Origin of the sequence: Desulfonema magnum (genome assembly GCF_017377395.1) — a bacterium.
Lineage (GTDB): Bacteria > Desulfobacterota > Desulfobacteria > Desulfobacterales > 4be13 > Desulfonema_C > Desulfonema_C magnum.
The window spans coordinates 5,864,607-5,891,571 of the sequence record NZ_CP061800.1 but is presented as its reverse complement, the minus strand read 5'-3'; the positions used below and the strand labels follow the sequence as shown (position 1 = coordinate 5,891,571).

Sequence of the window (26,965 nt, the reverse complement as noted above, 5' to 3'; positions counted from 1 at the left end):
TCATCAGGTACTTATTTTTCTATTTCTTCCCTTTCATTCCCCGCTTTTTTTTTCTGAACCGCTTTGTAAAAGGCCGTCGTCTGAGCAGCACATAAGTGGCCCCTGCCCCCCCGTCACACGACCTCGCGCTTGAAAAAGCAATGACCCACTTTCGCCAGGGACCGCGAGTCAGCCAATCCTGAACTTTGCTTTTTAACACCGGCTTTACAGGTGAGGAAAGCCCTCTGCCATGCACAATCAGCACTGCCCTTTTTCCCGTGTCCAGGGCATCCTTAATGAACCCGTCAAAGACATCCTCGGCTGCTTCCGCACTGAGTCCGTGAAGATCAATATGCGCCTGAATGGAAAAATCCCCCCGGTGCAGGCGGTCTGTAATTTCCGGGTTGTCACAGTAGCTTCTGCCTTCAATATATTCCGGTGTGTTCGCGACAACAAACCCCTCACCGTTTTCCACAAGACGCTTGAGTCGCAATATGCTTTCGTATTCAGTATCATCATCAAATATGCTTCCGTCCTGCTCTTCATCATCAGGGATTGCCTGTCTGATTTCAGCGTCATTTTCAATATATTTGCCTCTTGGAACAGGAGTGACGCCCGCCATGGCCTTCATGAAAAGTCTTTGTTCATATTCAGGCTGGTCCGGGTCAGCCTCAGTCTTATTTGAGATTGTTTCAGCAGAACCCGAAGCAAGCGGTAAAGACTTGCTGTTAAGAAGTGTTTTCAGATTTTTAAAAGGTCTGAAGAAACCGGAAGACCTGGAATTTCCTTTTTTAAAATCAGGCTTGAAATAAGACATGGTTTCCCCCTTCAATCGAAATTTGAAACTTGAAATCAGGAAGTCAGACGGATTTTCATGTATGCGTATATAACCCATTTCAAGTTTCAAGTTTCAAGTTTCAAGTTTCAAGTTCCGAGTTTCAAGTTTCAAGTTCCGAGTTTCAAGTTTCAAGTTTCAAGTTTCAAGTTTCAAGTTCCGAGTTTCAAGTTTCAAGTTCCGAGTTTCAAGTTTCAAGTTTCAAGTTTCAAGTTTCAAGTTTCAAGTTCCGAGTTTCAAGTTTCAAGTTTCAAGTTTCAAGTTTCAAAAATATCCTTTTTTAACTCTCCTTTTCTGTAACAAAAATAGTCTCTGATAATTTTTCCATGATCAAAAACAATGGGTGAAGGCAGACTGTTTTCTGTGAAAACCCCCAGATTCTTTGCATCATCATCTGCTTTGGGTATGCCGTCTGCAGTTGCAATAAAAACCGTCGTTACTGTGTGATGTCTGGGATCACGGTCAGGGTCAGAATAGGAATGAAACTGCTCTCTGAGTGTGACATCAAGAGATGTTTCCTCCTTTGCCTCTCTGACAGCAGATGTTTCAAGAGATTCACCATAATCAACAAATCCTCCCGGCAATGCCCATCCATGAGGCGGATTTACCCTTTCGATCAAAACGATACCCGCATTGATTTCAATAATAATGTCAACCGTAACCAGCGGATTCCTATATTTTTTCTCTGTATTCATCGAATTACAACCTCCTGTTATAATAAGGTGTGATAAAATATTAGGGAACTCAAAATAAATAACATACCCGGTTCAGAATATTGTAGGGTGGGTGCAGCGAAGCGAAACCCACCGAACAGCGCTCAAAATAAATAACATACCCGGTTCAGAATATTGTAGGGTGGGTGCAGCGAAGCGAAACCCACCGAACAGCGCTCAAAATAAATAACATACCCAGTTCAGAATATTGTAGGGTGGGTGGAGCGAAGCGAAACCCACCGAACAGCGCTACCATTTCTGTCAGTTTTAAATATTTGTCCGGGAAGAAACCCGGCTTTTTTTTACCGGAAATATCCGTCCCCCGAGAAGGAAACCCCCGGGTTTCGCCGCTGTCCACAAATCAAAAATCAAGAATCACAAGTCTTAATTTTGCTGTAACAGACATACTGATTCCTTCCCTCCTTGGCTTTATACATTGCCGTATCCGCACAGTTAATGAGCGTATCAACATCATAACCGTCTTTCGGGTAAGCGCTGATTCCGATACTTGGTGTGATAAAATCAATTTTGTGATTATCAATATAATAGGGTTCGGATATCTTTTCCATAATTCTCAGGGCCACGCGTTCGGGACATGAATCATTTGTATTATTAAGGATTATTGTGAACTCGTCCCCTCCGAATCTGCAAACATGATCACTCTCACGCACAGATATTTTCAGTCTGTCAGCAACCTCCTTCAACAACTTATCTCCTGTTTCATGTCCGTACATATCATTGACCTCTTTAAACTTATCCAAGTCAAGATAAAAAACAGATCGTTCATTCTCATATCGTTTGGCAAAAACCAATGTCTCTTTAAGTTTTTCAAGAAAAGCTTTCCGGTTATATAATCCTGTAAGCGGATCATGGTAAGCCAGAAATGCAAGCTCTTCTTCAAATTTCTTTCGCTCGGTGACATCGCGGGCAATTCCCCGAAAGCCAATTGCATCACCCTCTGAGTTTTTTATTAAACTGACTGATATTTCAGCATAAGCCTCTGAACCGTCTTTTTTGATGAATTTCCAGTCAAACGACTTGGCGGATTTTCCTGTTTTAAAAGTCCTGTGGAATGCCTGAAAAACTTTTTTGGCGTTTATCTCATCCATATACTCCCGGAAATTTGTACCTTCTAATTCATCTTTGGTGTACCCGAGGTGTCGGCACAATGAATTATTGAAGAATATCATATTACCGGCCAAATCAACTTCGTAATAGCTATCTTCGATGTTCTCCAGAATAGTACGGTATCGTTCTTCACTCTCACGCAATGCGTCTTCCGCCAGCGTGCGTTCTTCTATTTCCTGAATCAGCTGTTTGTTTGATCTAAGCAGTTCGTGTGTTCGCTCATGCACTTTTCTGTCCAGGTCTTCGATATTGTTCCTGAGCTGGGTGATCATACTGTTAAACGCCATGGAAAGCACGCCGATCTCGTCATTACCTGCGGCGTGACATCTGACAGAGAGATCGCCCTCCTTGGCCTTTAAAGCGAGGTTGGAAAGTTTTTTTATAGGAACCAGGAATTTATTCAGAAAAATAATCGCTGTTCCCAGAGATATCAGGAACATCACCACAGAAACAATGAGGATTCTGCGTCCCAGCATGTCTGATGTGATGTTCAGTTCTTTGGTATAGATCGAAGAGCCAATATACCAGTCAAATTCTTTGAAATATCTCACCCATGTAATCTTGTTATAAATATACTGTCCCTTATCGTCGGGCTTATCCCATTTATAAAAAAGTTCGGGCTTGAGGTTCCGGCCCACCGCGATCATCTCTTTTCCAATGGGTTGGTTTGTAACCGGATTGATGCGATTGGAAAAATTTGTGTTTTCAATGTTGGGATTCGGATGAACAATCATATTCAATTTGGAATCAAAAATGTACATATATCCTGTTCGTGCGATTTTTACATTTTGCAAAATCTCTCTGAGTTCCTCAAGCATCTTTTTCTTACGTCTGGCAACTTCAGTTTCCACATCATCAATATAAACGCCCGTGGCGGTCACCCATTTCCATTGAGGGAAATGTCTTGAATAAGTAAGCTTTTCAACAAATTTTTCGTCGCTCAGACGTCTCCACCAGTATGAAGTATATCCTTGATTTTTTTCCCTGGCAATTCTAACCACGGAAGGAACAATCCGTTTCCCATATTTGTCCCTGACCAGAGAGTAATCTGCTTTATGCGCTCTCGGGTCAGGATGAGAAATGAGAACGGAATTATAGTCTGAAATCCAAATATAATCGTCGGTTCCGTATATGAACCTGCGCGTTTCCTCCAGGGCGGAATTCTTTGCCTCTTCTTCTGTCAGTAACCCCTCTTTATATTGCAGATATTTGTTTTTCAGAAAAGATTCGTGAAGAATAAGGATATTTTTCAGCTGTCTTTTGTAACCCGCCAGTGCGGATTCTTTGTAGGCTTCGATACTCAGATATTCACTTCTCACAATTTCATAAACATTGTCGAGAATTGTCTGGGCAGATTCTTTCTCAAGCCTGTAAAGCGAACGCTTGATGAGCGGCACTGAAAAAAAATAAATAGCTATGGAAAAAACAAGGACAATAAACAGAACGGAGAGAAAAAATTTTCTGAAAAGAACAGATGAGAACATGGGAACCTCGGGAATTTGGGATTGGTGATTTGGGATTTGCCAGCCAATCACCAATCACAAATTACAAATTACAAATCCCCAAATCATGCCATAAATACGGAAAGCGTATCTTTTCTGGCATTGACGTGCTGTATTTTAACCTGAATAAGGTCTTCCGGCTTTAATCTCAATCCGCCTGGCAGCGGCAGACTGCATTCTGTCATATATTCGGGTATGAGCACAAGATAGTCATTTCTTCGTTTGCTGAGGACAATGGCCTCTTCTTTTTCCCCGATTTTCCCCTCAAGATATTTTAATAACCAATACCTTTTTCGGCGATATTGAACCCTTGACACATAACTCATGGGCTGTTCAAGCATCTGAATGGCACGGTCAATCTCTTCAGGAGTGTAAGGCTCCTCAAGACCGAAAACAGACCGTATCTGGCGCTGGGTGATAAGATCAAAATATTTACGGATGGGAGAAGTGGCCGTAACATAAGCGTCCAGGCCAAGCCCTGCATGGTGTTCCGCCTGAGGCTGCAAAACAAAACGGCTTAAAAATTTGCGCTGCATCCAGTTCTGAAAAAGGCTTCCTTCATCTTCTCTGTAGAGACGTTCCCTCGGATCCGGCTGGGTTCTGTAAATTGCGGGAATACCATGTTTTGATAAAAAGCAGGCCATCAGCCAGTTCGCCATGATCATTGTTTCGGCAACCAACAGTCTGCCGGGAGTTTCCCTGTCTGTTTTGTTTACAATGAGTTCGCCGTTTTCCAGCCAGATATTGATTTCCGGCAAAGATATCTGAACAGCACCGTCCGAGAGCCTTTTCTGACGAAATTTCTGAGCAATATCGTGAAGAACAGAGATGTTTTTATCTTCCTCCGCGATCATATTCACATCATAGTAGGTGAGCTGATCTTTCACGCGGATCCGACTGGGAACGATTTCATAATCAATGATTTCACCCTGCGGACTTAATTTTATCAGTGTACTGACAGCGGGACGCAGTTCTCCGGCTCTGAGGCTGCAAATATCTTCGGCCAGGGACGGGGGCATCATGGGAATTTTCTGATCAGGCAGATAAATTGAACTTCCTCGTATGATGGCTTCCCGGTCAATCTTATCTCCTTTTTTCACATAATGTCCCACATCGGCAATATGGACGCCCAGGCAATAATGATCCCCTCTGTCCTCAATGCTTAACGCATCATCAAAGTCCAGCGTTGCCTGCCCGTCTATGGTTATCAGCGGAAGGTCTGTCAGGTCCCTGCGATTGTTTTCACTAATCAGACAAGTACTGTCATGCTTTACTTTCTCTACCAAATGCTTTGTATGTCCGATGACAGGATCAGCAAAATCTATCGGAATTTCATACTGATAGAGTTCTATGTGTTCATCCTGATCCCATATACCCAGCTTTACAAACAGGTCAAACACCATTTCATTTACCTTGATGCCGGCTTTGGCAAGCATTGCCTTCCCAAGGTCATAGTGTTTGCTGTTTTTTTCAAACAGATAGACAGATTTAAGTATTTCTGCAAATTCTGCCTTATCCTCAGACATCTCAGAGACGTTGTCATTTAAGACGTTTCTGAGCCAGATACCGCCTTCTTCAATAATTCGATTTTTGCGGGTGGTTTCCCGTGTCTGGGTACGAATTTGTTCGACCTGTTCTTCAGAATTTGGGAAAAAACGATCCGGATTAAATTTGAAATACAGTTTGTCGTAAAAAAATGCTCTGACAACTGCTGCTTCATGATCCTGGGACGGGTTATCCGGAAAACAGAACTCAGTCATTGTGGCAAGATCAATCCATTCCTGTTCTGTATTCAGAACGTCCCACAATTCCCTGACATCAATCTGATCAACCAGAGCCATGCGCCTGTTTACCGTATCTTTTAAGGCTTCAACCAGCCTGTCTCTTCCCGACGAGAGGTTGAGACGGTCTTTACATTTGTGGGACAACCGATTTTCCGAGAGCTTGACTTCACGATTGGTCTCCGTAAGAAGTCTCAGTTTCTGGGTTTTAACTTCCAGAACAACCGCACATATAATTTTCTGGCGGTCAATATATTCAATAATGTTTCCTGATTCCATAACTTATTATTATACCAACTGGCCTCATAAAAGTCAATGTTAAGGAATCAGTTGGCCCGTGAATTTTTTGAAAATGAGCAGATATGAAAAATGCATACACAGAAGATTGTGCGGCAAGGCTTCTATTCAGGTTCGATCAGCTTGAAACGCGTTCGGCAATGTTTGAAAATGATCCATAATTCAGGAGAAGTGACGCTGGAAGGGACATTTTTTCCAGCAGTGGCGGACCTGATATTACAGACGTTATTCAGCATCACTTTCAGATAAGGTATCGGTTCCATACCAACGGCGTGGCAGAAACCTGACCAGCTCTCTGCCTGTTCCCAGGTAAAACCGCCAATATCCTGAAATATTTTTTCAATATCTTCCCTCAGCGAAGATTTTTGAGTTTCCATTATTGTTCCTTAATATATAAACGTGTTAGGTGTTAGGTGTTAACCGTTTGGAAAAACTGAAACTTTCATGTTTTATTGTGACCCTTGGTCATGTCCGTTATAAAACATTGCTGTTTGCAAATATCATCTTTATGACATGTTTTAGTTTTTTTCAACCGAATTCTGACAGCCTTTTTTAAAAATTTTATGCGGCATCTGGGATTTTAGGTACTCGGTAATAACTCATTATCCAAATTTTTGATATTTGCCCAGTAAACATGCTTTAAAACATAATTTCTTGGATGATGAGTATTCTCCGAGTACCTTATATTATTTTCCGCCAGGCGGATAGCTGGAAAAATATTAAACTCCCTTTTTATATTTTTCCCTCATCAGCAGTGTAAAGCTCTCATCTGCCAGATTTAAAGGATGCCCGAAATAAGCTTCAGAAAGCAAGCTTTGCATAAACTCGATGTTCATTTTTTGTTCGAACCGGGTCAGAAAACTTGATCATCGAGATAAACGCTCATGAAAAAGCCGGGTTTTTCGCCCCCGGTTATGAAAATGTTTTCAGATAAAAAACCCGGCTTTTCAAAATGTATTTTCACGGTAAAAGTATAACGGGTTATGTGATATTGTATAACCGACAAGTATTTTCCCATATCATATCTGCCAGATATTCAGGTTCTTCCTTTCTTACCTCTGCCAGTTTAAGCAGAACAGATTTTACAAAAGCCGGTTCATTGCGCCGTGTGTGGTTTTTTTGAGGAGCAGGTGTTAAAAAAGGCGCATCAGTTTCAATCAGAATACGATCAGCAGGAATCAGAGAAACAAGCTTTCGTAAATCAGCCCCCCGGGTTTTGATGGTCAGGATGCCGGTGACACCGATGCAAAGCCCCAGTTGCAGATATTCTTCCAATTCCCTTTTATTTCCGCTGAAACAATGTACCACGCCCGTTCTTCTTTCATAATGTGCTTTCAGAATTTCAAGAAAACGCCCCTTGGTGTCCCTTTCATGGAAAATAATCGGAAGTCTCAGTTCATCCGCTGTTTCCAATTGTCGGGCAAACCATTTTTCCTGATCCGTTACAGAAGAATACATCCGGTTAAAATCAAGTCCGATCTCCCCCCATGCTTTCACTTTTGGACTTTTGGCCAGTTTGCAAAAAAATTCAAGGGTCTCTTCGGAACAGTCTTTTGCTTCATGGGGATGCACACCCACGGAGGCATAAAAACCTGTTCCGGATTCTGCCATGGCAACCGCTTTTTCTGATCTTTTTTTATCAACCCCTACAATCATGGCCGCGGCAACCCCCGCGGCATCCATCCGTTTTATTACTTCATCCATATCGTCATCATACAAGCGGTCATCCAGATGACAATGGCTGTCAAACAGTTTCATTATAATCTCCTGATCTCAGCAGATCGAAACGTTTTCGGGCTGTCACAGGACAGACAGGGCGGACGGGGGAGAAACCCGGGTTTTTCCGGCGGGGGGAGCGACCTGTCCTGGAAAAAAAGCCGGGTTTCTTTGCCGCGCCGCGCGCAGTCCGGAAATTTTTCGATCTGCTGAATCTTTTAAAAATTGAATTTATTTAGCATTGAAAATTGATAATATCAACATTTTTGATTTTTTAGGATTGATTTCATATCATTTCGTTATTATATTAATAAATTCAGTATAGAAATTCAGCAGTGCTGTTCAGATGTCGGTGAATCATATTCATATTATTAACAAATATTTATCTGTATCATCCGTGCGGGGGCTGCTGAAATTTCACTGGCAGAAAATGGGTATTTCCGCCAGTTTTTTTTACCAAAAAAATAGTGACTTTTTGGAGGTTTTTTATGTTTAAAATTGTGAGACGGGAAGAGATGGCTGAGGGCACAGTAATATTAAATGAAATTGAGGCCCCGTTGATTGCCCGTAAGGCAAAACCTGGTCAGTTTGTTATTCTGAAGGCCAATGAGGAAGGGGAACGTGTTCCGCTGACCATGGCAGAGACTGACTCTGAAAAAGGTACAATAACAATCATCTATATGGTTGTCGGGAAATCCACTGCCATTTTCAGAGATCTGAAGGTCGGTGATGAATATCAGGATGTTATCGGTCCTCTGGGCAAAGCGACCCATCTGGAAAACGTGGGTAACGTGGTATGTGTCGGCGGAGGGACAGGTGTGGCTGTTTTGCATCCCATCACCCGCGGGCTTAAAGACGTCGGAAACCATGTCACCTGTATTATCGGAGCCAGAAACAAGGACCTGCTCATTCTGGAAGAACAGATGAAAGCGGCTTCCCATGATCTCAGAGTCTGCACTGATGACGGCTCTTATGGTCGTTCCGGTTTTGTCACAGAGGAACTCAAAGATATTCTGGACAGTGATAAGGACATAAAACTTGTTGTTGCCATCGGGCCTGTTCCCATGATGAAATTTGTATCCAAAATCACAAAGGAATACAATGTAAAAACAATTGTCAGTCTGAACCCGATCATGGTTGACGGAACAGGAATGTGCGGCGGATGTCGTGTATCCGTGGGCGGGGAGACAAAATTCGCATGTGTTGACGGCCCTGAATTTGACGGTCATGAAGTGGACTATGATGAACTGGCAAAGCGTCTCCAGGCATACAGTGAAGATGAAAAAAAATGCTACGAAGATTATTGCGCATTAGAAAATGCATAATTTTGTGACTGGTGATTAGGAATTGATGATTGGGGATTAGGGATTAGGGATTAGGAATTGGGGATTGGGGATTGGTGATTGGGAATTGGTGATTGGGAATTGGGGATTGGTTATCGGACTGATAAACAGAGAACCACAAATCACAAATCACAAACCGCAAATCGCAAATGATAAATCACAAATCACAAACCATAAACCATAAATCACAAACCGCAAATCGCAAATGATAAATCACAAATCACAAATCACAAATTAAGGAGGATATTGTGGCGGAGAAAAAAGAAAAAAAGGAAAAGATACCCAGACAACCCATGCCGGAGCAGAAGCCGGAGATCAGGCGAAGAAATTTTGAGGAAGTGCCGATAGGATACACCCCGGAAACAGCCATGTTGGAGGCTTCAAGATGCCTTCAGTGCAAGAAGCCAAGCTGTGTTGAAGGATGCCCCGTACAGGTTGATATCCCCGGGTTTATCGGTTTTATCAAAGATGGTGATTTTACAGGTGCTATCAGACATTTGTGGACAAAGAACAGTTTACCTGCGGTTTGCGGGAGGGTCTGTCCTCAGGAAATACAGTGTGAAGGCAGATGTGTCGTAGGTAAAAAAGGTGAACCTGTAGCCATTGGCAACTTGGAAAGATTTGCCGCGGATTATGAGCGAAAAAATGGCTCAGGAGACCTGCCTCCCAAACAGAGTCCCACTGGAAAGAAAGTTGCTGTTGTGGGTTCGGGTCCCTCCGGGCTGACCGTGGCCGGTGACCTTGTTGTCAAAGGGCATGACGTGACAGTAATGGAAGCATTTCATAAGCCGGGCGGCGTTCTTGTATATGGTATTCCTGAGTTCAGGCTTCCCAAGGAAATCGTTTTTTCAGAAGTTAATTTTCTTGAAAGACTGGGGGCAAAGGTTGAATGCAACACAGTTGTAGGAAGAACCGTATCTCTGGACGAACTCTTCGAAGAAGGTTATGACGCTGTATATCTGGGTGTCGGAGCAGGGCTGCCGCGATTTATGAATCTTCCGGGTGAAAACCTCATCGGCATTCTCTCAGCAAATGAATATCTGACCCGGGCCAACCTCATGAAAGCCTATCGTTTTCCTGAAGTAGATACGCCCATTCCCATCGGAAAGGACGTGGTCGTGCTGGGCGCGGGAAATGTGGCAATGGACTCAGCCAGAACCGCCATGCGTCTCGGTGCGGACAGAGTTCGCATCGTCTATCGCCGTTCACGGGAGGAGATGCCCGCAAGAGGAGCGGAGATACATCATGCGGAAGAAGAAGGCATTGAACTCTTCCTGCTTACCAATCCCACCAAATTTGTGGGGAATGAAGAGGGACGCCTTACCGGTATGGAATGCCTGAAGATGGAACTGGGAGAACCGGATGAGTCAGGCCGACGCAGCCCTGTAGCCATCGAAGGTTCTGAGTTTCATATGGATTGTGACTTGGTCATCGTGGCTGTGGGTTCCGGAGCCAATCCCCTGCTGACCCAGTCAACACCGGATATGAAACTGAACAAATGGGGCTATATCGAGGCTGATCCTGAAACCGGAAAAACCACGAAAAAAGGCGTATGGGCAGGCGGTGATATCGTCACCGGTGCCGCAACCGTCATTCTGGCAATGGGTGCCGGAAGAAAAGCTGCGGATTCGATTCACGAATACCTCACCTGGGGATGGTAATTTAAATTCGCTAAAGTAAGAAACAGGCCGGATATGGCATGCCTGCTGTATCCGGCAATTTCTCTTATTATGCCAGATAGATACGTCACTGCTATCACCTGTTTCTTGCGCGCGGGGCCATCCGAAATCAGTTACCGTCCCGATCAATCCCGTCACTGCGCACTTCCTTTGGTTCGAGCTTAAAAGATTATCGTCAGCATCGCGCCTATCCTGAATTTGAATATCCCCCGAACCGCTTCTGTTTGTTGCAAAGGTATCACCCCGGGCTTTAATAAATCGCTTTTTCAGGGGGGCCGGACGCGGTTCGCAATCCCTTCCGGAAAAAGATAAACCCTGTTCGGAAAAACCTGTTATAATCCTTTTAATATTATAACCTGCTGATCATATAATCAATCTTTCATGCTCTGTTTTAGCAGCCAATTTTTCTCACTTTACAATATTCACAGGAATTGATACTATTTATTTCTCAAGGGTTTCGATAATCTGCCGATTAAAGCGGAATCTCCAATGAAATTAAATGATTCTGTATAAAATTGAACGTTCCGCGCCAACGGGCAGATCAACTTGAATCAAAACTTGCAGAATATGAGCAGGAGGCGAACAGAGAAAAATTTGCACCACGATATCCTCTTACAGAATTTAACAAATGACATCCATAGGACAGATGATTTCAATATTATCAAGGCCAGGGGCGTTGATTTTTCCGAACACGAAATTTGTTTTCAATCATCTGAAAACCTGCCATTTGAATATGAGGGAAAACGTCACAGGCACCGGGCCTATCTTATATGGATGAAGCATCTTCCGGAAGACGGATATTGCTTCGGACTTAAAATTTATTTCTTCGGCACCATATTCTGAGATTTAATGTAAAAATCTGACAATTTTAAATAGTGACTGAGTTATCTATTCGAATTAATAGTTAAATTTAAATAAATTCATTTTTTTGTCCGGGTACTTCCCCTGATATTAAGGAGCAAGCTATCACCATGAAGGATTATCAAAAAATAAATGCTCAACTTAATGAAGAACTGAAAGCTATGCGTCAACGGGTAGCAGCGCTTGAATTGAAACTTGCCGAAGTTGGGACAAAACCAGATAACACCTCAGAAAAATTCGTAAAGCGTTCCCTGCGGAAAGAATTTGAGGCGGATATCGAGTTTATAGGTGATTTCGATATCATCGAAGCCAAAGGAATTAATTTTTCCGAAGGAGGAATCTGTTTTGAATTGTCTGAAAATCTGCCATTTGAAATGCGATTTGAATATGAGGGAAAACTTCGCAGGCGTCGGGCCCATCTTATATGGGTAAAGCATCTGCCAGAAGGCGGATATCGCTTCGGACTTAAATTTATTCCTTCGGAACCGCATTCTGAAATCTGAATGAATTCAAACCTGAATTGAGCGATTTTCATCAGCAAAACTGCCTGAAAGTCTGATATTCATAGTTTTGGTCTGTTTTTTGGCTCTCACCCGGGAGATGAAAATCCGAAATTTTCCGAGAACCTGACATCGCACAATGAAAATCATATCCAGCCAAGAATCGGTCAATTCAGATCAGAACATTATGCCGGAGCCTGTGCGGAAAATAAAAAGTAAGCTGAACACGCAGACAGGAAATGAATCCCCGGGGCAGACGGCTGTCCGAAGCGTGCTTACAAAATTAGCAAGTTATAGGCTTTAAGAAAAAAATTATCCGGAGTGCCAAACTTGCAGTTTGGCACTCCGGAGAGAAAGATATTTTCTTAAAATCTATAAATCCTGCCAGATCACTTCAGACAAGAAAATAAAATTTGATAATCGGAATTTTCCAATTTTTAATTTTTAATTTTCAATTCTCAATTTTATGATTCCTTCTGTTCACAATAAACCAGGGATTAAGCAGGTTTTCCTTATTATATTGCAAGGGCTTATTGGTCTCCGCATTCAGGACATTTCCCCCGGACTGTTCCACAATGACCTGCCCGGCCGCGGTGTCCCATTCCATTGTTGGGGCAAGCCTCGGATAAACATCTGCTTTGCCCTCCGCGACCAGACAGAGCTTTAAAGAACTTCCCGCGGAAATGAACTCCACGGCTTCATGTCTGGTTTTCATATCCGCCACAAAATCTTCAACCGCATTAGTGGAATGAGAACGACTCCCCACAATAGTGAACGGAGAACCGGCAATTCTGTCCGTCGGTAATATCACAGAATGGGAAATAATCTCATCCATCAGACCCGCGTTTTCAGATATGGCTTTCTCACTGAGCCGGTCAAGGACTTCGCAATTATCCAGTTTATATGATCCCAGCCCTTCTGCTGCAAAATAACAGACATCCTTTACAGGCACATAAATCACACCGAGAACAGGGGCATTTTTATGTATGATCGCAATATTTACAGTAAACTCTCCGTTTCTTTTTATGAACTCCTTGGTTCCGTCAAGCGGATCAGTCAGCCAGAAATATTCCCATTTTTTTCTTTCCTCATAAGCAATATTTTTTCCTTCCTCGCTGAGAACAGGAAGGGGATTCTCAGCCCGGGCAGTCAGAATTTTCGTGATAATTTCATGGGAGCGTTTATCAGCCAAAGTCAGAGGGGACTGATCTTTTTTATATTCCACATCAATTTTTTGTTCATAAACATCAAGAATAGCATTTCCGGCAATTTTTGACGCGGCCAAAGCCATAAGCAAATATTTTTCATAACGCATATTAACTCTCCGAGTTTCCAGTTTCAAATATACCTCTTTTCTCCTAAAAACAGGAGGATTTCCTTAACAGATTCATCAGGGGTCAGCTGGGTTGTGTCAATGCGTATTTCAGGCGACTTAGGGATTTCATAGGGATCATCCACGCCGGTAAACCCTCTGATAAGCCCTGCCCTGGCCTTTGCATACATCCCCTTACGATCTCTTTTTTCGCATTCCTCAATGGGAGTGGAGACATGCACTTCGACAAATCCTCCGTAAGCCTCAATAATTGTCCGAATCTCCGTTCTTGTATTTTCATAAGGCGCAATAGGGGCGCATATGGCAATCCCCCGGTTTTTGGTAATTTCGCTGGCAACAAAACCAATGCGCCGCACATTGATATCCCGGTGTTCCTTTGAAAATTTCAGTTCGCTGGACAAATTCTGGCGGACGATATCACCGTCAAGCAGTGTTACCGGACGGTCCCCCAATTCCAGAAAGCGGGAATAAAGCACTTTTGCCAGTGTGGACTTCCCTGCCCCTGAAAGCCCTGTGAAAAAAACCGTAAGTCCCTGTTTGCGAGGCGGCGGATATGATCTTTTCAGTTCTCTCACCACCTCCGGAAAGCTCGCCCACTGAGGGATACGGCGTCCTGATCTGATCCGCTCCCGAATATCGAACCCGGAAAAAGAAATGGTCTGGGTCCCTTCCGGAACCTGATCTGAAAAACGGTATTCATCTTCAAAAGGAAGATAAACCATTTCCTTAAAAGAAAGAATCTCCACACCGATTTCCCTGGTGTATGCTTTTGCCAGAGTCTGGGCCTCACCGCTTTTATAAAAAAATTTCCCATTGGTATCTGTGCCCGGGGTGGCATGGTCATGTCCCACAATAAAATGGGTGCATCCGTAGTTTTTCGCAATCATGGCATGTAAAAGTGCGTTTCTGGGTCCGGCCATGCGGTCGGCAAGGGGCAGCAAATTTAATATAAACGAGTCTGGCGGATATCTGTGAACAGTTTCACGGTAGCATCTGACTCTGGTATATTGGTCAAAATCCTTGGGATGGGTGATGCCGACAACCGGAAGAATCAATAAGTTTGCTTTGGCCTGCCGCATGGCCCTGACGGTCATTTCAAACTGGGGGCGGTGAATCGGTGCTTTGGTCTGAAATCCCACCACGCGATGCCACCCGAGTTTTTTATAGGTATTCCTGATCTCTTCAGGAGACATGCGTATCTGTTGAAAATCAAAATGCAGCGGCGGGCTTATCACTTCCAGAGCGCCGCCGATGTAGTAATCACCCGACGTGTTAAAAAGATATTTTACCCCCGGATGGGTCGGGTCAAGTGTCCCATACACCTGGGAAGCTTCTTTCTCACGATCAATCTGCCAGATATCTTCGATATGCATCACAGCAAGAAGAAACCCTTCGGAATCCCTGAGTGCGACAGACTGACCCGCTTCAAGGGCCCGGACTTGTATATCAGATATGTCAAGGCAGATGGGAATGGGCCACAGAATGTTATTTTGCAGTCTCATCCGGTCAAGAACAGATTCATAGTCTGTCCGGGTCATAAAGCCTGTAAGCGGTGAAAAAACACCCGTGGCAAGAAGTTCGAGGTCGCATAGCTGCCGGTCATTCAATGTGATATTCGGTAAGTTCATGGCAATATCCCTGAGCAATGCGCCACGTGCTTCATCAACAAGCAGATTTACAAGCATACTTTCCTGAGGTTCAGCTTGTTCGGATTTGGTCATTTTATTCTCTCCTGTTTATAAGTTTTCAGCAGTCAGTTGTCGGCAGATATTGCGCTTTCATGACCGTTATGCTCTCACCTGCCGGTTGTTATGAGGTACTGAAACAACACAGCTAATATCTGGTATCTGATACTCGATGTTCAAATTTTTTTCATCATTCCTGCTTTCGCAGGAACAACAAATTTTTTGTTCGAATCGGGTCAAAAAATCTGCTCATCGAGTGATAGCTGATCACTCATGAATATAAGCATATATCACCGCGCGATAATATGCAAGTGTAATGTATGTTTTCAACTAGTTAATTCTTTGTTGATTTCTCCTGACAAATATGGTTTAAATGTTTTCAGCAGGCTTAACCAAGGGCCGATGAAAACATTTTATATGTTTTTCGTGAATTGATAAGTACCCGATCAAAAGTTTTTTATACATCTTTTTTCCGTGAACAGCGGAGAAACCCGGGTTTTTCCTTCACCGGAGGCGGATCATTCCGGGAAAACCCCGGGTTTCTTTCCCTGGCAAATATTGAAAACTTATGGTGTACTTACCTGTTCATTTCACAAAACAAGCCTGACTCGGCCGTGGCAATGGAAAATGAAAGTTTAGCAGTTTTTCCTAACACTTAACACTTAACACCTGACACCTTCATAAATCAATGGGGCAAAAAAAGTATTCTGAGGTAGAATTTAGCTACTTTTCAATATATTTCAAAAGTTATAAAAAGGTGTGATCATAACTTGTGAAAGGAGTGCTGAAATGATTGAAACCTGTGAATTTGGAAGCATTGTTATTGACGGAAAGAAACATACATCGGACCTGATTATCTATCCTGACAGGCATACAGAGGATGGCTGGCGGCGCAAAAGCGGACACAGACTTTCAGGTGATGATATTGGCGATCTCATAAAATCCGAACCGGAAGTCATTATCGCGGGAACAGGTGTGAACGGACGAATGAAACCAGACCGTGAACTCAGAAAACTGCTTGCTCAAAAAGGCATAACCCTGATTGCGGAACCAAATCAGAACGCAATGAAAAGCTATAACAAACTGATATCCGCAAAGCGCGTCGGCGCGTGTTTTCATCTGACATGTTAAGCTGTTTAAAGATTTCCCGAAATTTCTGAAACTTAAATCAGATGATCATCCGTCAGATTTCAATTAACATGTCTCAAATGCGATATTTTTTTACCGTGGAAATACATTTTGAAAACCCGGGTTTTTTATCTGAAAATATTGTTATGACTGGGGGCGAAAAACCCGGCCTTTTCATAAGCGTTTATTTTTAATATAAAAACAACAAGTAACGGAGGCTAACCATGTTTGTCAGAATGATCTGTATTTCTGTTTGTTTTATGCTGTTTATGCAAACAAATGTCGTGCTGGGTGGAAATAAAGGAAAGGTGGCGCTGGTGATGAAATCTCTTTCCAATCCTTTTTTTTTGAAAATGGAAGCAGGCGGCAAGGCATATGCTGAAAAAAATAATATTCCCTTTCAGGTTTTCGGCGTGGAACGGGAAACTGAAGTTGAGCGGCAGATCAGTATCGTTGACAACCTGATTTCATCGGGATACGGTGCCATCGTCATTGCTCCGGCAGATTCAAAAAAGTTGGTTCCTGTATGCAAAAAAGCCATGGATAAAGGGATTGTGCTTGTCAACATTGATAACCCGTTTCATAAGGAAACCCTGAAGGCTCATAAAATAACCATTCCTTTTGTCGGGTCGGATAATCGGGCAGGCGCTTCCATGGTCGGAAATTATATCAGGCAGAAATTAGGCAATAAGGGCCGCGTCATTGTCATTGAAGGGATACGGGGAGTTGAAAATGCCGAACTGAGAAAAAAAGGCTTTACAGAAACATTAACATCCGGCAGTCAGATAGAGATTCTGGCCAGTGAGACTGCGAACTGGCATAAGGATGAGGCATTTTCGCTTATGACGAACCTGTTGCAAAAATACCCAAAAGTGGATGCCGTATGTTGTGCAAATGATAATATGGCCCTGGGGGTGATTCAGTCTCTGGATATGTTTGGTCTGACAGGTTCGGTCTGGGTCGGCGCTTATGATAACATCGAAGAGGCACGCCATGGAATGCGGAACAGCCGTATGCATGCCACCATAGAACAGCATCCTGAACTCATGGGACAATTCGGAGTAGAACTTGCGGTGCGTGCGCTGGCCGGAGAAAAACTTCCGGATTACACGCCCACTCCCCTGGACCTGATCACCTTTGAGAGTTTTGATAAAAAAGTTGCGCTTTCCATATCTCATCACAAAAATCCTTTTTTTGCTTCTTTAGAGCAAGGTGTTCAGAAAGCTGCGGACCTTTTCGGTGTCCGGCTTTTACTTGCTGACGCGGGTAATGATGATGCCAAACAACTGATTGACATACAGAAATTTATAGAGAAAAAAGCTGATATCATTATCATCAACCCCACCAATGTTGAAGCTGTTTCACCGGCAATAGAAATCGCAGAGGCAGCGGGAATAAAGGTTATTACCGTAGATCGGAAATCTTTAAGAGAAGACCTTGTTATCTCTCATATTGCCTCGGATAATGTTGCCGGAGGACGGATGGCCGGAGAATTTATTGCAAACCAGCTGAACGGCAAAGGTAACATCTTGGAACTTGAGGGGATCCCCGGAACATCCGCGGCCCATGAGCGGGGGATGGGATTTAACGAAACCATCGCCAAATCTCCCGGTATAAAAATTGCTGCGAGGGAAATTGCCTATTTTGACCGGGAGAAAGCCAGGGAAGCTGTCACACGGCTTTTGAAAAAAGGAGATTCTTTTGATGCGATATTTGCACATAATGACGAAATGATTTTAGGTGCCATAGAAGCCTTTGAATCATCGGCTGTCCCGCTTCCTCCTGTAACCGTCGGTTTTGATGCCATACCGCCGGCATTGGAAGCTGTAAAGCAAAAAAGACTTACCGCCACTGTTGCTCAGAAGCCGGAAAAAATGGGAGAACTGGCAGTTCAAAATGCTGCCCGGATATTCAGAGGTGAAGATTTGCCTAAGGTCACACTTGTAGATTTGGAGCTGGTCAGGCAAAGATAAACAGAATTCCGTTCCCACGCAGAACATTGCCGGACGAAGTTTGAAACACCGTCCGGCAAAAATCCCGTCCGGCAAAAGAAAACAAAATTAACAAAGCATTACCGCAACTCGTAGGTCCCCCCTGTTTTCGGATTAATCACTTTCAGCAGATGGGAATTCCCCCATGAGGATGGATTTTGGCGCGGATTTTTCATTTGCTGACTTTAATAAATTATCAAACGCCATAGCAAAGACAAATTTACCAGTCATTGTAAGTACCTGGCCATATGTTTCTCTAAATCATATTCGGAATTATCAGGGGACAGCGCCGATAACATACCGAAAAACTTTTGCCCGGGTACTTACCAGATAAATTCAAAGAGGATATAAAATATGTTCGTCTTTAAGAGTACAAGACAAAAATTTTATATTATCGTAGGATTTCTGATTCTGCTGTTTTGCATTGTATATGCCGAACTTGCGGTGTTTCTGAGTCAGTTGAAAACAAGTTCGGAAACTGGGCAGATATCAGTAACAATAAATAATGAAATAAAAGAGTTGGAAAAGCAATTCTGGAAGCTCAGGTTTTGGGAAAAAGTTGTTCACACACAAAGCCATCCGGACGCGGAAAAACAGTTCGGAATTACCCTTGAAAACATCAAAAAAAGCTTGTCAGACCTTGACCCGAAACTTTTTACAGATCAGTTATCAGACAAAACGCTTAAAATATTCCATTTAATGATTAGTTACAGAGAGGCATTCAATCGTCTCAGACAGTTTGAAACGGACCGGAAATTAAATCAGACTCAGATCCATTCGAATTATCAGGTACTGGCTTCTACCATACTGCTGAAGGGTGATACAGCGTTGCTCAGAACCGTTCGCAACCTGGATCGCTTTTTGTACGCGTATCTGAAAAGTCGGAGAGATTCGCAATATCAGGCATTCAGGATTGTTTTTAAATTATTCAAAGGAAAGCTTTCCAAATCTCAGCTCGCAGATGACAGCCGTATGCAGTCTTATGTCACAAAGCTGGACGGTTTCATTAGCCGTGATTTTGAATTGGAAAAAGAGATCAGAAAGATTAATAAACATTTTGATCAAATCAGCATTGAACTGACAAATCTGCTTTCAGACATATCTCAGACCTCGGAAAAACTCTCCACAGAAGCAATCCTGACAGGCGAACGCTTACGAAATACCTTACAACAATGGTTTTTAATTTCCGCGGGGACCGCTTTTATTTTACTTGTGTTCATTCTCAATATTATCGCCCAAAAAATTGTCAATCCCATCAGACAGCTCTCGGAAGTCGTGACACAGATTAAATCCGGTAATGACCAGGCACGCTTTTTCGCCAAATCCGAAGACGAAATCGCTGAACTGGGATTTGCCATGAATGAGATGCTCGATACAATAAAGGAGCATCATTACCATCTTGAAGAACTGGTAGAAAAACGGACTGAGGAACTTAAAGAGAAGAATACACAACTGAATGAAAGTCTGAAACAAGTTGAAAAAGCCAATGAGAAAATTATGGCCAGCATCCAATATGCTCAGATAATACAGCGATCTCTGCTGCCAAACCCCGAAAATATTAAAACGTTTCTTTCTGACAGTTTTTTTGTCTGGATGCCCAAAGATATCGTAGGCGGTGATATTTTCTTTACAGATTGCTTTGAAGACGGTTTTATCATAGCGGTGATTGACTGTACCGGACACGGTGTTCCCGGCGCGTTTATGACCATGCTTGCTTCTTCAGGTCTGAGAAGAATTATAAAAGATGAAGGATGCCGGGATCCTGCCCGAATTTTGAAACGCCTGAACTTCATCGTCAAAACAACGCTTCAGCAGGACACTGAAAATGCCGCTTCCGATGACGGCATGGATGTGGCGATTTGCTTTGTTCAGTTGGCTGTGAATACTGAACACCTGACAGCAAAAGAAAAACTGACAACTGGCAGATGTTCACTGACGTTTGCCGGAGCAAAGCTGCCCCTCACTTATATTTGTCATGATAAGATTACAGTTATCAAAGGTGACAGACAAAGCATCGGATATAAGCAATCCAGAAAGTCGGATATTAACTTCAGCTTCACCAATCACACAGTCAGAATTAAAAAAGGAATGCGTTTTTATCTGAGAACTGACGGGTTTGAGGATCAGTTGGGAAAAGACAGCCATAACGGTTCCAGACTCAGACGTTTTGGAAGCAAACGCCTCAAAAATCTTCTCAGAGAAAACAACGCGCTTCCTCTTGAAAAGCAGAGAGTGAAGCTTCTTGAAAGTTTCGAGATGCATAGACGCGGAACGGAAAGACAGGATGATGTGACAATGGTGGGGTTCAGTTTCTAATTATTTTTTAACAGAATTAAGGAGGACGAGCAGAGATATGAAAACAACTGGACTCTGTTAATCTGACATATACAAACTGCGCCTCTCAGCCATCTGTTCATACCAGAACATAAATGTTATCAGCATCCAGAGTTTCAGGCCGCAGCGATAACTCTGAATTTCGCTTTTGTCATAGTTGAGCAGGCTACGCACGTAAGGAATGTTAAAGAACCCTGCCCGACTGAGATTTTTCTTGGACAGAACTTTTTTAGCATAACGCCGCATCTCTCCTCTGAACCAGAATCGCACAGGAACCATCATGCCTGATTTGGGACGCTGAATAATAGGATACGGAACAATATCTTCAACAGCGTTTTTGAGAATGCCTTTTTCCACATTTCCAACCAGTTTCAAATTTGGGGGACAGGCCATGCTGGTCTCGATGATTCGCTTTGAAAAAAGCGGAGGCAGGGCGAGCAGTCCGTTTGCCGAGGACATCTTATCCACTTTCACGAGTATGAGATTTGCCCCCTTGAGACGGATATTGATGGTCATCAGCTTGTTCAGAAATTGTCTGGGAACGGCGGATTTCAGAAACGGTGTGATGATCGCCGCCAGTGCTTCTCTGCCGCCGGATGCTTTGAGCACATCGGGATTCAGCATATTCTCCAGATCGTCAAAACATTTTCTGTATGAAAAAAGATAATCTTGTTCCAGCCATGAATCTGCGGATTCACCTGGCAACTGTCCGTAGATATTGGATAAAATCATAGGGATGTTTTTCGGCCCTCCGAAGCAGGGATCGCCGCCTTCCCCGTTCAGCACCAGCGGGGACACACGGGACGCAGCTTCGGAAAGCAGAAAATTGGGAACGGTAATGGGATCACCAATGGGATCGTCAAGCTTCCAGATAATCTGGCGCATTCGCTTTATGAAATTTGAGGGGCGGATTTCAATCCAAGTATGGTCTGTATGATATCGCTCCGCCATCATTGACACATATTCGTTTTCATTGGCATATCTCGGACCGAAATGAACCGAGAAGGTTTTTATGGGAACTCCGGGAAACTGGTTTGCCGCAACAGCAAGCACCGCACTGGAATCAATGCCCCCGGATAAAAACACAGATGGCGGCATGCCATTGTTATTGACAGCACAGCATTCGCGTACAGATATCTCCAAGTCGGATCTGACCTGTTCGGCATAGTCGTGTTCGGCGCGGGGATGTTTTCCATCCCATTCCGCGTTTTCAAAGACAAAATGCCTTTGCAGGGAGACTTTTCCCTGCTGGTATTTCAAAGTCGTTCCCGGCTGCAGTTCATAAATGTCTTCAAACATGGTGCGCTCACCAGGTATGAAACTGAATGTCAGATATTCGGGTAACGCGGCCATACGCATTTTCCGAGGCACGGAAGTATCCGCGAAAAGGGCTTTGATTTCGCTTGCAAATACCAGCCGTTCCCGATTCAATGTCCAGTACAAAACTTTTACGCCTGCCGGGTCCCGAATAAGAAAGGATTTGTCTTCGCAGGCAAATGCGGCCGTAAAGACACCTTCAAGAGATTGAAGCTGATTTTCCGGTTCATTTTTCATCGCGTCAAGAATTTCAGAAGCGGATTTTGTTTCCGAGTGAACGACTTGTTTTGCATTGAAAAATACACCGGAATAACCAAACGCCGTGTTCCGCTCAGAAATTTTTCCAACCTGCGAATCAGAAGACCACATGGGTATGCCATGCCCGATTTCAAAAACATGGTCATTCGATTGCGTCAGGCGTTCCTGTTCCCATCCTTGTTTACATCTGTGCTTCAGAATTTTCGCCATTCGGTTCAAAAGCCCTTTTGACGGGCGACCGCAATATCCGAACAAACAACCCATTTTTTATCTCCTGTGATTAAGCCCGGCAATGAATTGCAGGGCTGTTTTCAGCCATCCCTCCGGGACTCAAAACCACTTCCTGATTTATCCGGTATCAGCCAAAACCTCTGCCTGCTCCGATACCTGAATGACTCTGCTGTTCCGCAAGAAGCTCATCACTCAGCAATGCCAGCCCGGTCGCCATTGCAAGCCCCGTGACACCCATCACAGTTCTTGGAGGCGCAATATCAAGGGGCATTTTGTACCCTTTCTGAATATTTTTATAAGACATTTTTTTATTGCTCAGAATTTTTTCTTTTCCGCGTTTCGGCATAGTTGGCAGCCACATAGAATGTTTGAGACGATCTGTGTCCTTGGGAAACAATCCCAAATCTTGAATATTCTTTCCCTCAAGATTCCATGCCTTGTCTGTGAGCAGCCTGTCCTTCATATGAAGTCCCTCTTCGGAAGCGTCGTGCATTAAGACTACCGGAATATCTGAATGCTGTAAAAGAAAACGCTGACATGCGGTAAACGCACGTTCGGGATATTTTTGATCGCTGACCACCAGTGTTTTTTGCTCAATGTGAAAGCGATTCAGAATCAGCATGTTAGCAATGTCATTTCGCTCGACTATCAGAATCCGCTCCGGAGCGTATTGCAGTATTTCGTCACCAAGTTCTTTGGAGTTCAGATTGTATTCAAACAAATTTCTCCCGTCTATCAAACGGTCTATGGAGCGCACCTTACGATACTTGGAAATAATCCCAGCCACTTTGGAATAGGAAATTGAACGCGTTTGAAACCAAATGATTCCCCAAATCAAAAAAATAAAGATCGTAAAGAAAAGTCCCTTAGCGAAAAAAGAACCTGCATTCGTGAAAAAAACAGCGGTCATAATAATGAAAAACCCTATCAGGCAACCAGTTGTTCCCTGTCGCTGTTTTTTCTTCAATAATCGGTAAATCTGGGCAAAAAGCTGGTTATAGGTGAAGTAGTATTGACCGTTTCCTGATACCCGGTCAACGGCATTTTTAAAAGCCATGTCCGTAATATAGGGGGACTCCTTCGGATTCAGCGCAAACCGATATCCGCATATCTTACAGATCATGCCCTCCGCATATTTTTGGTTGCTGTTGCATTGGGGACACTTCATCTTTTTCTCCTCACTAAATCGAAACTTAAAAGTTAAAATCTGAAGGATCAGCTTTGTTTAAAATACCACGAAGGCACAAAGGCACGAAGTCTCAGGAAGGTGCTATGTGTCTTTGTATCGGAACATTTTGGAGGTATTTCTGATCCACCGGATGTTCCAAGTTTCAAGTTTCATTTTTTACAGCAGCGATAAGGGGCAGCGCGAGGGAAATCAAAACAATCCCTATGTTTGCGCCTACTTTCAGATCAATATTTCCTATCAGTTCACCAATAAGATAAACGGGCAGACCAAATGCAATAGCTGACGCGACCCCCCAAAACATGCCCCATGATGGAACATTTTTTCGAAACAGCATGAGGATTGTGGGCATGAGCGTGGAAGACCTGAGAGTTCCGTAAAATAAAAACAAGCTCAGAATCGTTATTCCGGGAATGAGCGATATGCCAAGCGCCAGCAGTGAAATAGCAAGAAGCGCAAAGCGGGAAATCCGAAGCACGTTTTCATCCGAGGCATCGGAACGGATGTACCTGCGATAGATATCAATCGCCACAAGCGAGCCGCCCGCACAGAGTGCGGAATCGCCAGTCGAGGCAAGTCCGCCCAGGATCATGACCATAAATATAATCATTCCCCAAGATGGCAGTAGTGTGCGGATGACCTCGGGTCCGATCTGCTGTGCGGAGACTTTGCCCGCGTAAACTGCCGGTGCTGCATCAGGATTCCCTGCTCCGATAAATCCCAGAATACTCATGCCCAGCGGAACAATTGCAAATATCGCCGCACCCAAAAAATAGCCTTTGAACGCTTTGCCCTGCTGAAAGGCAAATGCCCGCTGCCAGTGTTGCTGATCTCCGACAGGACCGCTCATCAGACCGATGGTGACAGTAATACCGAAGGAATATGCCACATGCGGATCAAAGATACTGCCATATTTGCCGTTAAAACCGTCAAAACCTGCTGTGATAGCAGCTGTTCCTCCTCCTTTAATCACTGCCAGCGGAATAAGTGCGGCCATGCCGAGAAAGATAATAACCATCTGAAACAAATCTGTGCGGATTGATGAGCGCAACCCGTCAATAAGTGAGTAAGATGTGAACATCACCGCCAGCATAACAGCACCAACGGCATAGGATATCCCGCACATTGTATTTAAAAGGGCAGCCCCGGCAATCAGTTGGACCGCGAGCGAACATATCTGAAGAGAAAGAAAACAAAACAAATAAATGAGGTGGGTTTTGGTGTCGAATCGTGACCCAATGCACTGGGGAAGGGTATATCCTTTGGGAAAGTGTGCGCGGATACGGGGGGCGAGAAATGCAAACACCACCAGACACCCTACATTTGGAACAGTAAACCACATCAGACCAGGCAGCCCCTGCTGATAAGCTTTTTGAGATGCCAGAAAGAGTGCCGGTGCCCATATCCAGGTGGATGCGACACTCATGGCACCGACCCATGTGCCCACGGAACGGTCTGCCACAAGAAAGAGATCGAGTCCTCTGGAACGCCGGCTCACCACGCTGCTTGTAAACATTGCTGCGCCAAAACTGATGACAATAGTGAACGCCGCTATTTGAGATATCATATCATTTTTTCCTCCTGTTTTAGATGTCAACACAGCCTGATAACAGGCAATTTCAGCCCGGAGATCAATGTCTGAAAGCCAAAGTACGCTGAAGCGCACTGTAAGTTAGCTTCAGCCTGCTTTGGCTTTCAGTTTGACGATTTGATCGTCAGGCTTCTGAAAAATACTGATGAATACGCGGATCATGGGTCAGTTCAGGATGAAACGCGAGGGCAAAAATATTTTTATTCCGCACCATGACAGGATTTCCCTTGTATTCAATGAGAATTTCCACATCCGGTCCCACACGCTCAATTTGCGGCGCTCGGATGAAGATGGCACGGAATGTTTCGGATTCTCCTAAAAACGGCGTATCCACATTCGTCACAAACGAGTTGATCTGTCTGCCATAGGCATTGCGTCTCACTGAAATATCTATCAGCGAGAGGGGGCTGATCCGATAATCATCTGCTTCAGCAGCAAGCATAATCATTCCCGCACATGTTCCCATAACCGGATGGTTACGGGAAAACTCACGAATCGGCTCATAAAAACCGTATATGTCAAACAATTTTGTCAATGTGGTTGATTCGCCGCCCGGAATGATAAGCCCGCGGCATTTCTCCAACGTCTCAGGTTTTCTTACCTGAATGGTCTCAATATTAAGGGAAGTTAACTGCTCGGCATGTTTTTCAAAGTCACCCTGTAATGCCAGTATCCCAATTGTGTGCCGCATGATTTTACCAGCCCCGTGTTTGCAAGCGGTCTTCCTCACGCAGTTCGCTCATTTCAATCCCCTCCATGGCGTTGCCCAGTCCCGAGGATACCCGCATGAGGATTTCCGGGTCATTATAATGCGTTACGGACTGAACAATGGCCTGTGCGCGGGATTTGGGATCATCAGATTTAAAAATTCCCGAACCCACAAACACGGATTCCGCGCCCAGTTGCATCATCAGAGCCGCATCTGCGGGGGTGGCAATGCCGCCGGCCGCAAAGTTCGGCACCGGCATTCTTCCGAGCTTTGCGGTTTTCCTGACCCATTCATAGGGCGCGCCCCAGTCTTTGGAAACCGCCATTAACTCATCATCCCCCAGGACCGTGAGTCTGCGAATATCTCCCATGACCTGCCGCATATGACGAACAGCCTCCACAATATTCCCTGTTCCGGCCTCACCTTTGGTGCGAATCATCGCAGCCCCTTCGCCAATCCGGCGGAGCGCTTCTCCCAGATTCCGGCACCCGCAGACAAAGGGAACTTTAAATGCATTTTTATCTATATGATTGGCTTCATCCGCGGGGGTCAGCACTTCGCTTTCATCAATAAAATCAACTCCCAGGGCCTGCAATATCTGGCCTTCCACAAAATGCCCGATTCGGCATTTCGCCATCACAGGAATGGAAACCACTTCCTGAATCTCCTGGATAACCGTGGGATCAGACATCCGTGCCACACCGCCGGCTTTGCGAATATCCGAAGGCAGGCGCTCCAGTGCCATGACAGCCACGGCCCCTGCGTCTTCAGCGATTTTGGCCTGTTCCGCGGTGGTCACATCCATGATGACACCGCCCTTTAACATTTCTGCAAGTCCCACATTGGTTTCAAATCTTTCTTCTTCCAT

General features: G+C 44.1%; 21 protein-coding genes. 8 read left to right on the top strand and 13 right to left on the bottom strand.

Annotated features, from left to right (window positions below; translation table 11 throughout):
* Positions 1-19: 19 nt before the first annotated feature.
* Positions 20-796 (bottom strand): Smr/MutS family protein, encoded by a 777-nt coding sequence (locus dnm_RS22585; RefSeq protein ID WP_207679153.1) that lies wholly within the window; start codon positions 794-796, stop codon positions 20-22.
* Between the two features lie 29 nt (positions 797-825).
* Here dnm_RS22585 and dnm_RS22580 point away from each other — a divergent pair, with 29 nt between their 5' ends.
* Positions 826-1,098 (top strand): hypothetical protein, encoded by a 273-nt coding sequence (locus dnm_RS22580; RefSeq protein WP_207679152.1) that lies wholly within the window; start codon positions 826-828, stop codon positions 1,096-1,098.
* Here dnm_RS22580 and dnm_RS22575 read toward each other — a convergent pair.
* The 5 genes from dnm_RS22575 to dnm_RS22555 all read right to left on the bottom strand — a co-directional run bounded on the left by dnm_RS22575 (position 1,072) and on the right by dnm_RS22555 (position 7,993).
* A complete protein-coding gene (locus tag dnm_RS22575) occupies positions 1,072-1,509 on the bottom strand; it encodes an NUDIX domain-containing protein (RefSeq protein WP_207679151.1) in 438 nt (145 codons plus the stop codon). The two genes, dnm_RS22580 and dnm_RS22575, sit on opposite strands and share 27 nt — an antisense overlap.
* A gap of 386 nt (positions 1,510-1,895) precedes the next feature.
* The gene (locus tag dnm_RS22570) at positions 1,896-4,139 is read right to left on the bottom strand and encodes a cache domain-containing protein (RefSeq protein WP_207679150.1); all 2,244 of its coding nucleotides are present in this window, start codon (positions 4,137-4,139) and stop codon (positions 1,896-1,898) included.
* An 83-nt stretch (positions 4,140-4,222) separates the two neighbouring features.
* The gene (locus dnm_RS22565) at positions 4,223-6,217 is read right to left on the bottom strand and encodes a ribonuclease catalytic domain-containing protein (RefSeq protein WP_207679149.1); all 1,995 of its coding nucleotides are present in this window, start codon (positions 6,215-6,217) and stop codon (positions 4,223-4,225) included.
* A gap of 122 nt (positions 6,218-6,339) precedes the next feature.
* Entirely contained in the window at positions 6,340-6,612 is a 273-nt protein-coding gene (locus dnm_RS22560) for a hypothetical protein (protein ID WP_207679148.1), read from the bottom strand.
* A 604-nt stretch (positions 6,613-7,216) separates the two neighbouring features.
* Positions 7,217-7,993 (bottom strand): TatD family hydrolase, encoded by a 777-nt coding sequence (locus dnm_RS22555; protein WP_207679147.1) that lies wholly within the window; start codon positions 7,991-7,993, stop codon positions 7,217-7,219.
* A gap of 446 nt (positions 7,994-8,439) precedes the next feature.
* Here dnm_RS22555 and dnm_RS22550 point away from each other — a divergent pair, with 446 nt between their 5' ends.
* The 4 genes from dnm_RS22550 to dnm_RS22535 all read left to right on the top strand — a co-directional run bounded on the left by dnm_RS22550 (position 8,440) and on the right by dnm_RS22535 (position 12,337).
* On the top strand, positions 8,440-9,276 hold the full coding sequence (locus dnm_RS22550) for a sulfide/dihydroorotate dehydrogenase-like FAD/NAD-binding protein (protein ID WP_207679146.1): 837 nt from the start codon (positions 8,440-8,442) through the stop codon (positions 9,274-9,276).
* Positions 9,277-9,542: 266 nt separating this feature from the next.
* A complete protein-coding gene (gltA, locus tag dnm_RS22545; RefSeq protein ID WP_246556060.1) occupies positions 9,543-10,955 on the top strand; it encodes an NADPH-dependent glutamate synthase in 1,413 nt (470 codons plus the stop codon).
* A gap of 612 nt (positions 10,956-11,567) precedes the next feature.
* Positions 11,568-11,816 (top strand): hypothetical protein, encoded by a 249-nt coding sequence (locus dnm_RS22540; RefSeq protein WP_207679145.1) that lies wholly within the window; start codon positions 11,568-11,570, stop codon positions 11,814-11,816.
* 128 nt (positions 11,817-11,944) lie between these two features.
* Entirely contained in the window at positions 11,945-12,337 is a 393-nt protein-coding gene (locus tag dnm_RS22535; protein WP_207679144.1) for a PilZ domain-containing protein, read from the top strand.
* Positions 12,338-12,785: 448 nt separating this feature from the next.
* On the opposite strand, the gene cysQ is transcribed toward dnm_RS22535, so the two are convergent.
* Both cysQ and dnm_RS22525 read right to left on the bottom strand, forming a co-directional pair.
* Positions 12,786-13,649 (bottom strand): 3'(2'),5'-bisphosphate nucleotidase CysQ, encoded by an 864-nt coding sequence (cysQ, locus tag dnm_RS22530; RefSeq protein WP_207679143.1) that lies wholly within the window; start codon positions 13,647-13,649, stop codon positions 12,786-12,788.
* A 23-nt stretch (positions 13,650-13,672) separates the two neighbouring features.
* Entirely contained in the window at positions 13,673-15,388 is a 1,716-nt protein-coding gene (locus dnm_RS22525) for a bifunctional sulfate adenylyltransferase/adenylylsulfate kinase (protein ID WP_207679142.1), read from the bottom strand.
* Positions 15,389-16,141: 753 nt separating this feature from the next.
* Between dnm_RS22525 and dnm_RS22520 the strand changes: the two genes are divergently transcribed.
* From dnm_RS22520 to dnm_RS22510, 3 genes are all read left to right on the top strand, one after another.
* On the top strand, positions 16,142-16,483 hold the full coding sequence (locus tag dnm_RS22520) for an Mth938-like domain-containing protein (protein WP_207679141.1): 342 nt from the start codon (positions 16,142-16,144) through the stop codon (positions 16,481-16,483).
* Positions 16,484-16,704: 221 nt separating this feature from the next.
* Positions 16,705-18,453, top strand: a complete 1,749-nt coding sequence (locus dnm_RS22515; protein ID WP_207679140.1) for a substrate-binding domain-containing protein — start codon at positions 16,705-16,707, stop codon at positions 18,451-18,453.
* Positions 18,454-18,825: 372 nt separating this feature from the next.
* Complete coding sequence (locus tag dnm_RS22510; protein WP_207679139.1) at positions 18,826-20,787, top strand: SpoIIE family protein phosphatase; 1,962 nt, start codon at positions 18,826-18,828, stop codon at positions 20,785-20,787.
* Between the two features lie 57 nt (positions 20,788-20,844).
* Here dnm_RS22510 and dnm_RS22505 read toward each other — a convergent pair whose 3' ends face one another.
* From dnm_RS22505 to pdxS, 5 genes are all read right to left on the bottom strand, one after another.
* A complete protein-coding gene (locus dnm_RS22505; protein ID WP_207679138.1) occupies positions 20,845-22,644 on the bottom strand; it encodes an asparagine synthase in 1,800 nt (599 codons plus the stop codon).
* Between the two features lie 94 nt (positions 22,645-22,738).
* Positions 22,739-23,779, bottom strand: a complete 1,041-nt coding sequence (locus dnm_RS22500) for a toprim domain-containing protein (RefSeq protein WP_207679137.1) — start codon at positions 23,777-23,779, stop codon at positions 22,739-22,741.
* Between the two features lie 163 nt (positions 23,780-23,942).
* On the bottom strand, positions 23,943-25,364 hold the full coding sequence (locus tag dnm_RS22495; RefSeq protein ID WP_207679136.1) for a sodium:solute symporter family transporter: 1,422 nt from the start codon (positions 25,362-25,364) through the stop codon (positions 23,943-23,945).
* A gap of 148 nt (positions 25,365-25,512) precedes the next feature.
* A complete protein-coding gene (gene pdxT, locus dnm_RS22490) occupies positions 25,513-26,079 on the bottom strand; it encodes a pyridoxal 5'-phosphate synthase glutaminase subunit PdxT (RefSeq protein ID WP_207679135.1) in 567 nt (188 codons plus the stop codon).
* 4 nt (positions 26,080-26,083) lie between these two features.
* A complete protein-coding gene (gene pdxS / locus dnm_RS22485; protein WP_207679134.1) occupies positions 26,084-26,965 on the bottom strand; it encodes a pyridoxal 5'-phosphate synthase lyase subunit PdxS in 882 nt (293 codons plus the stop codon).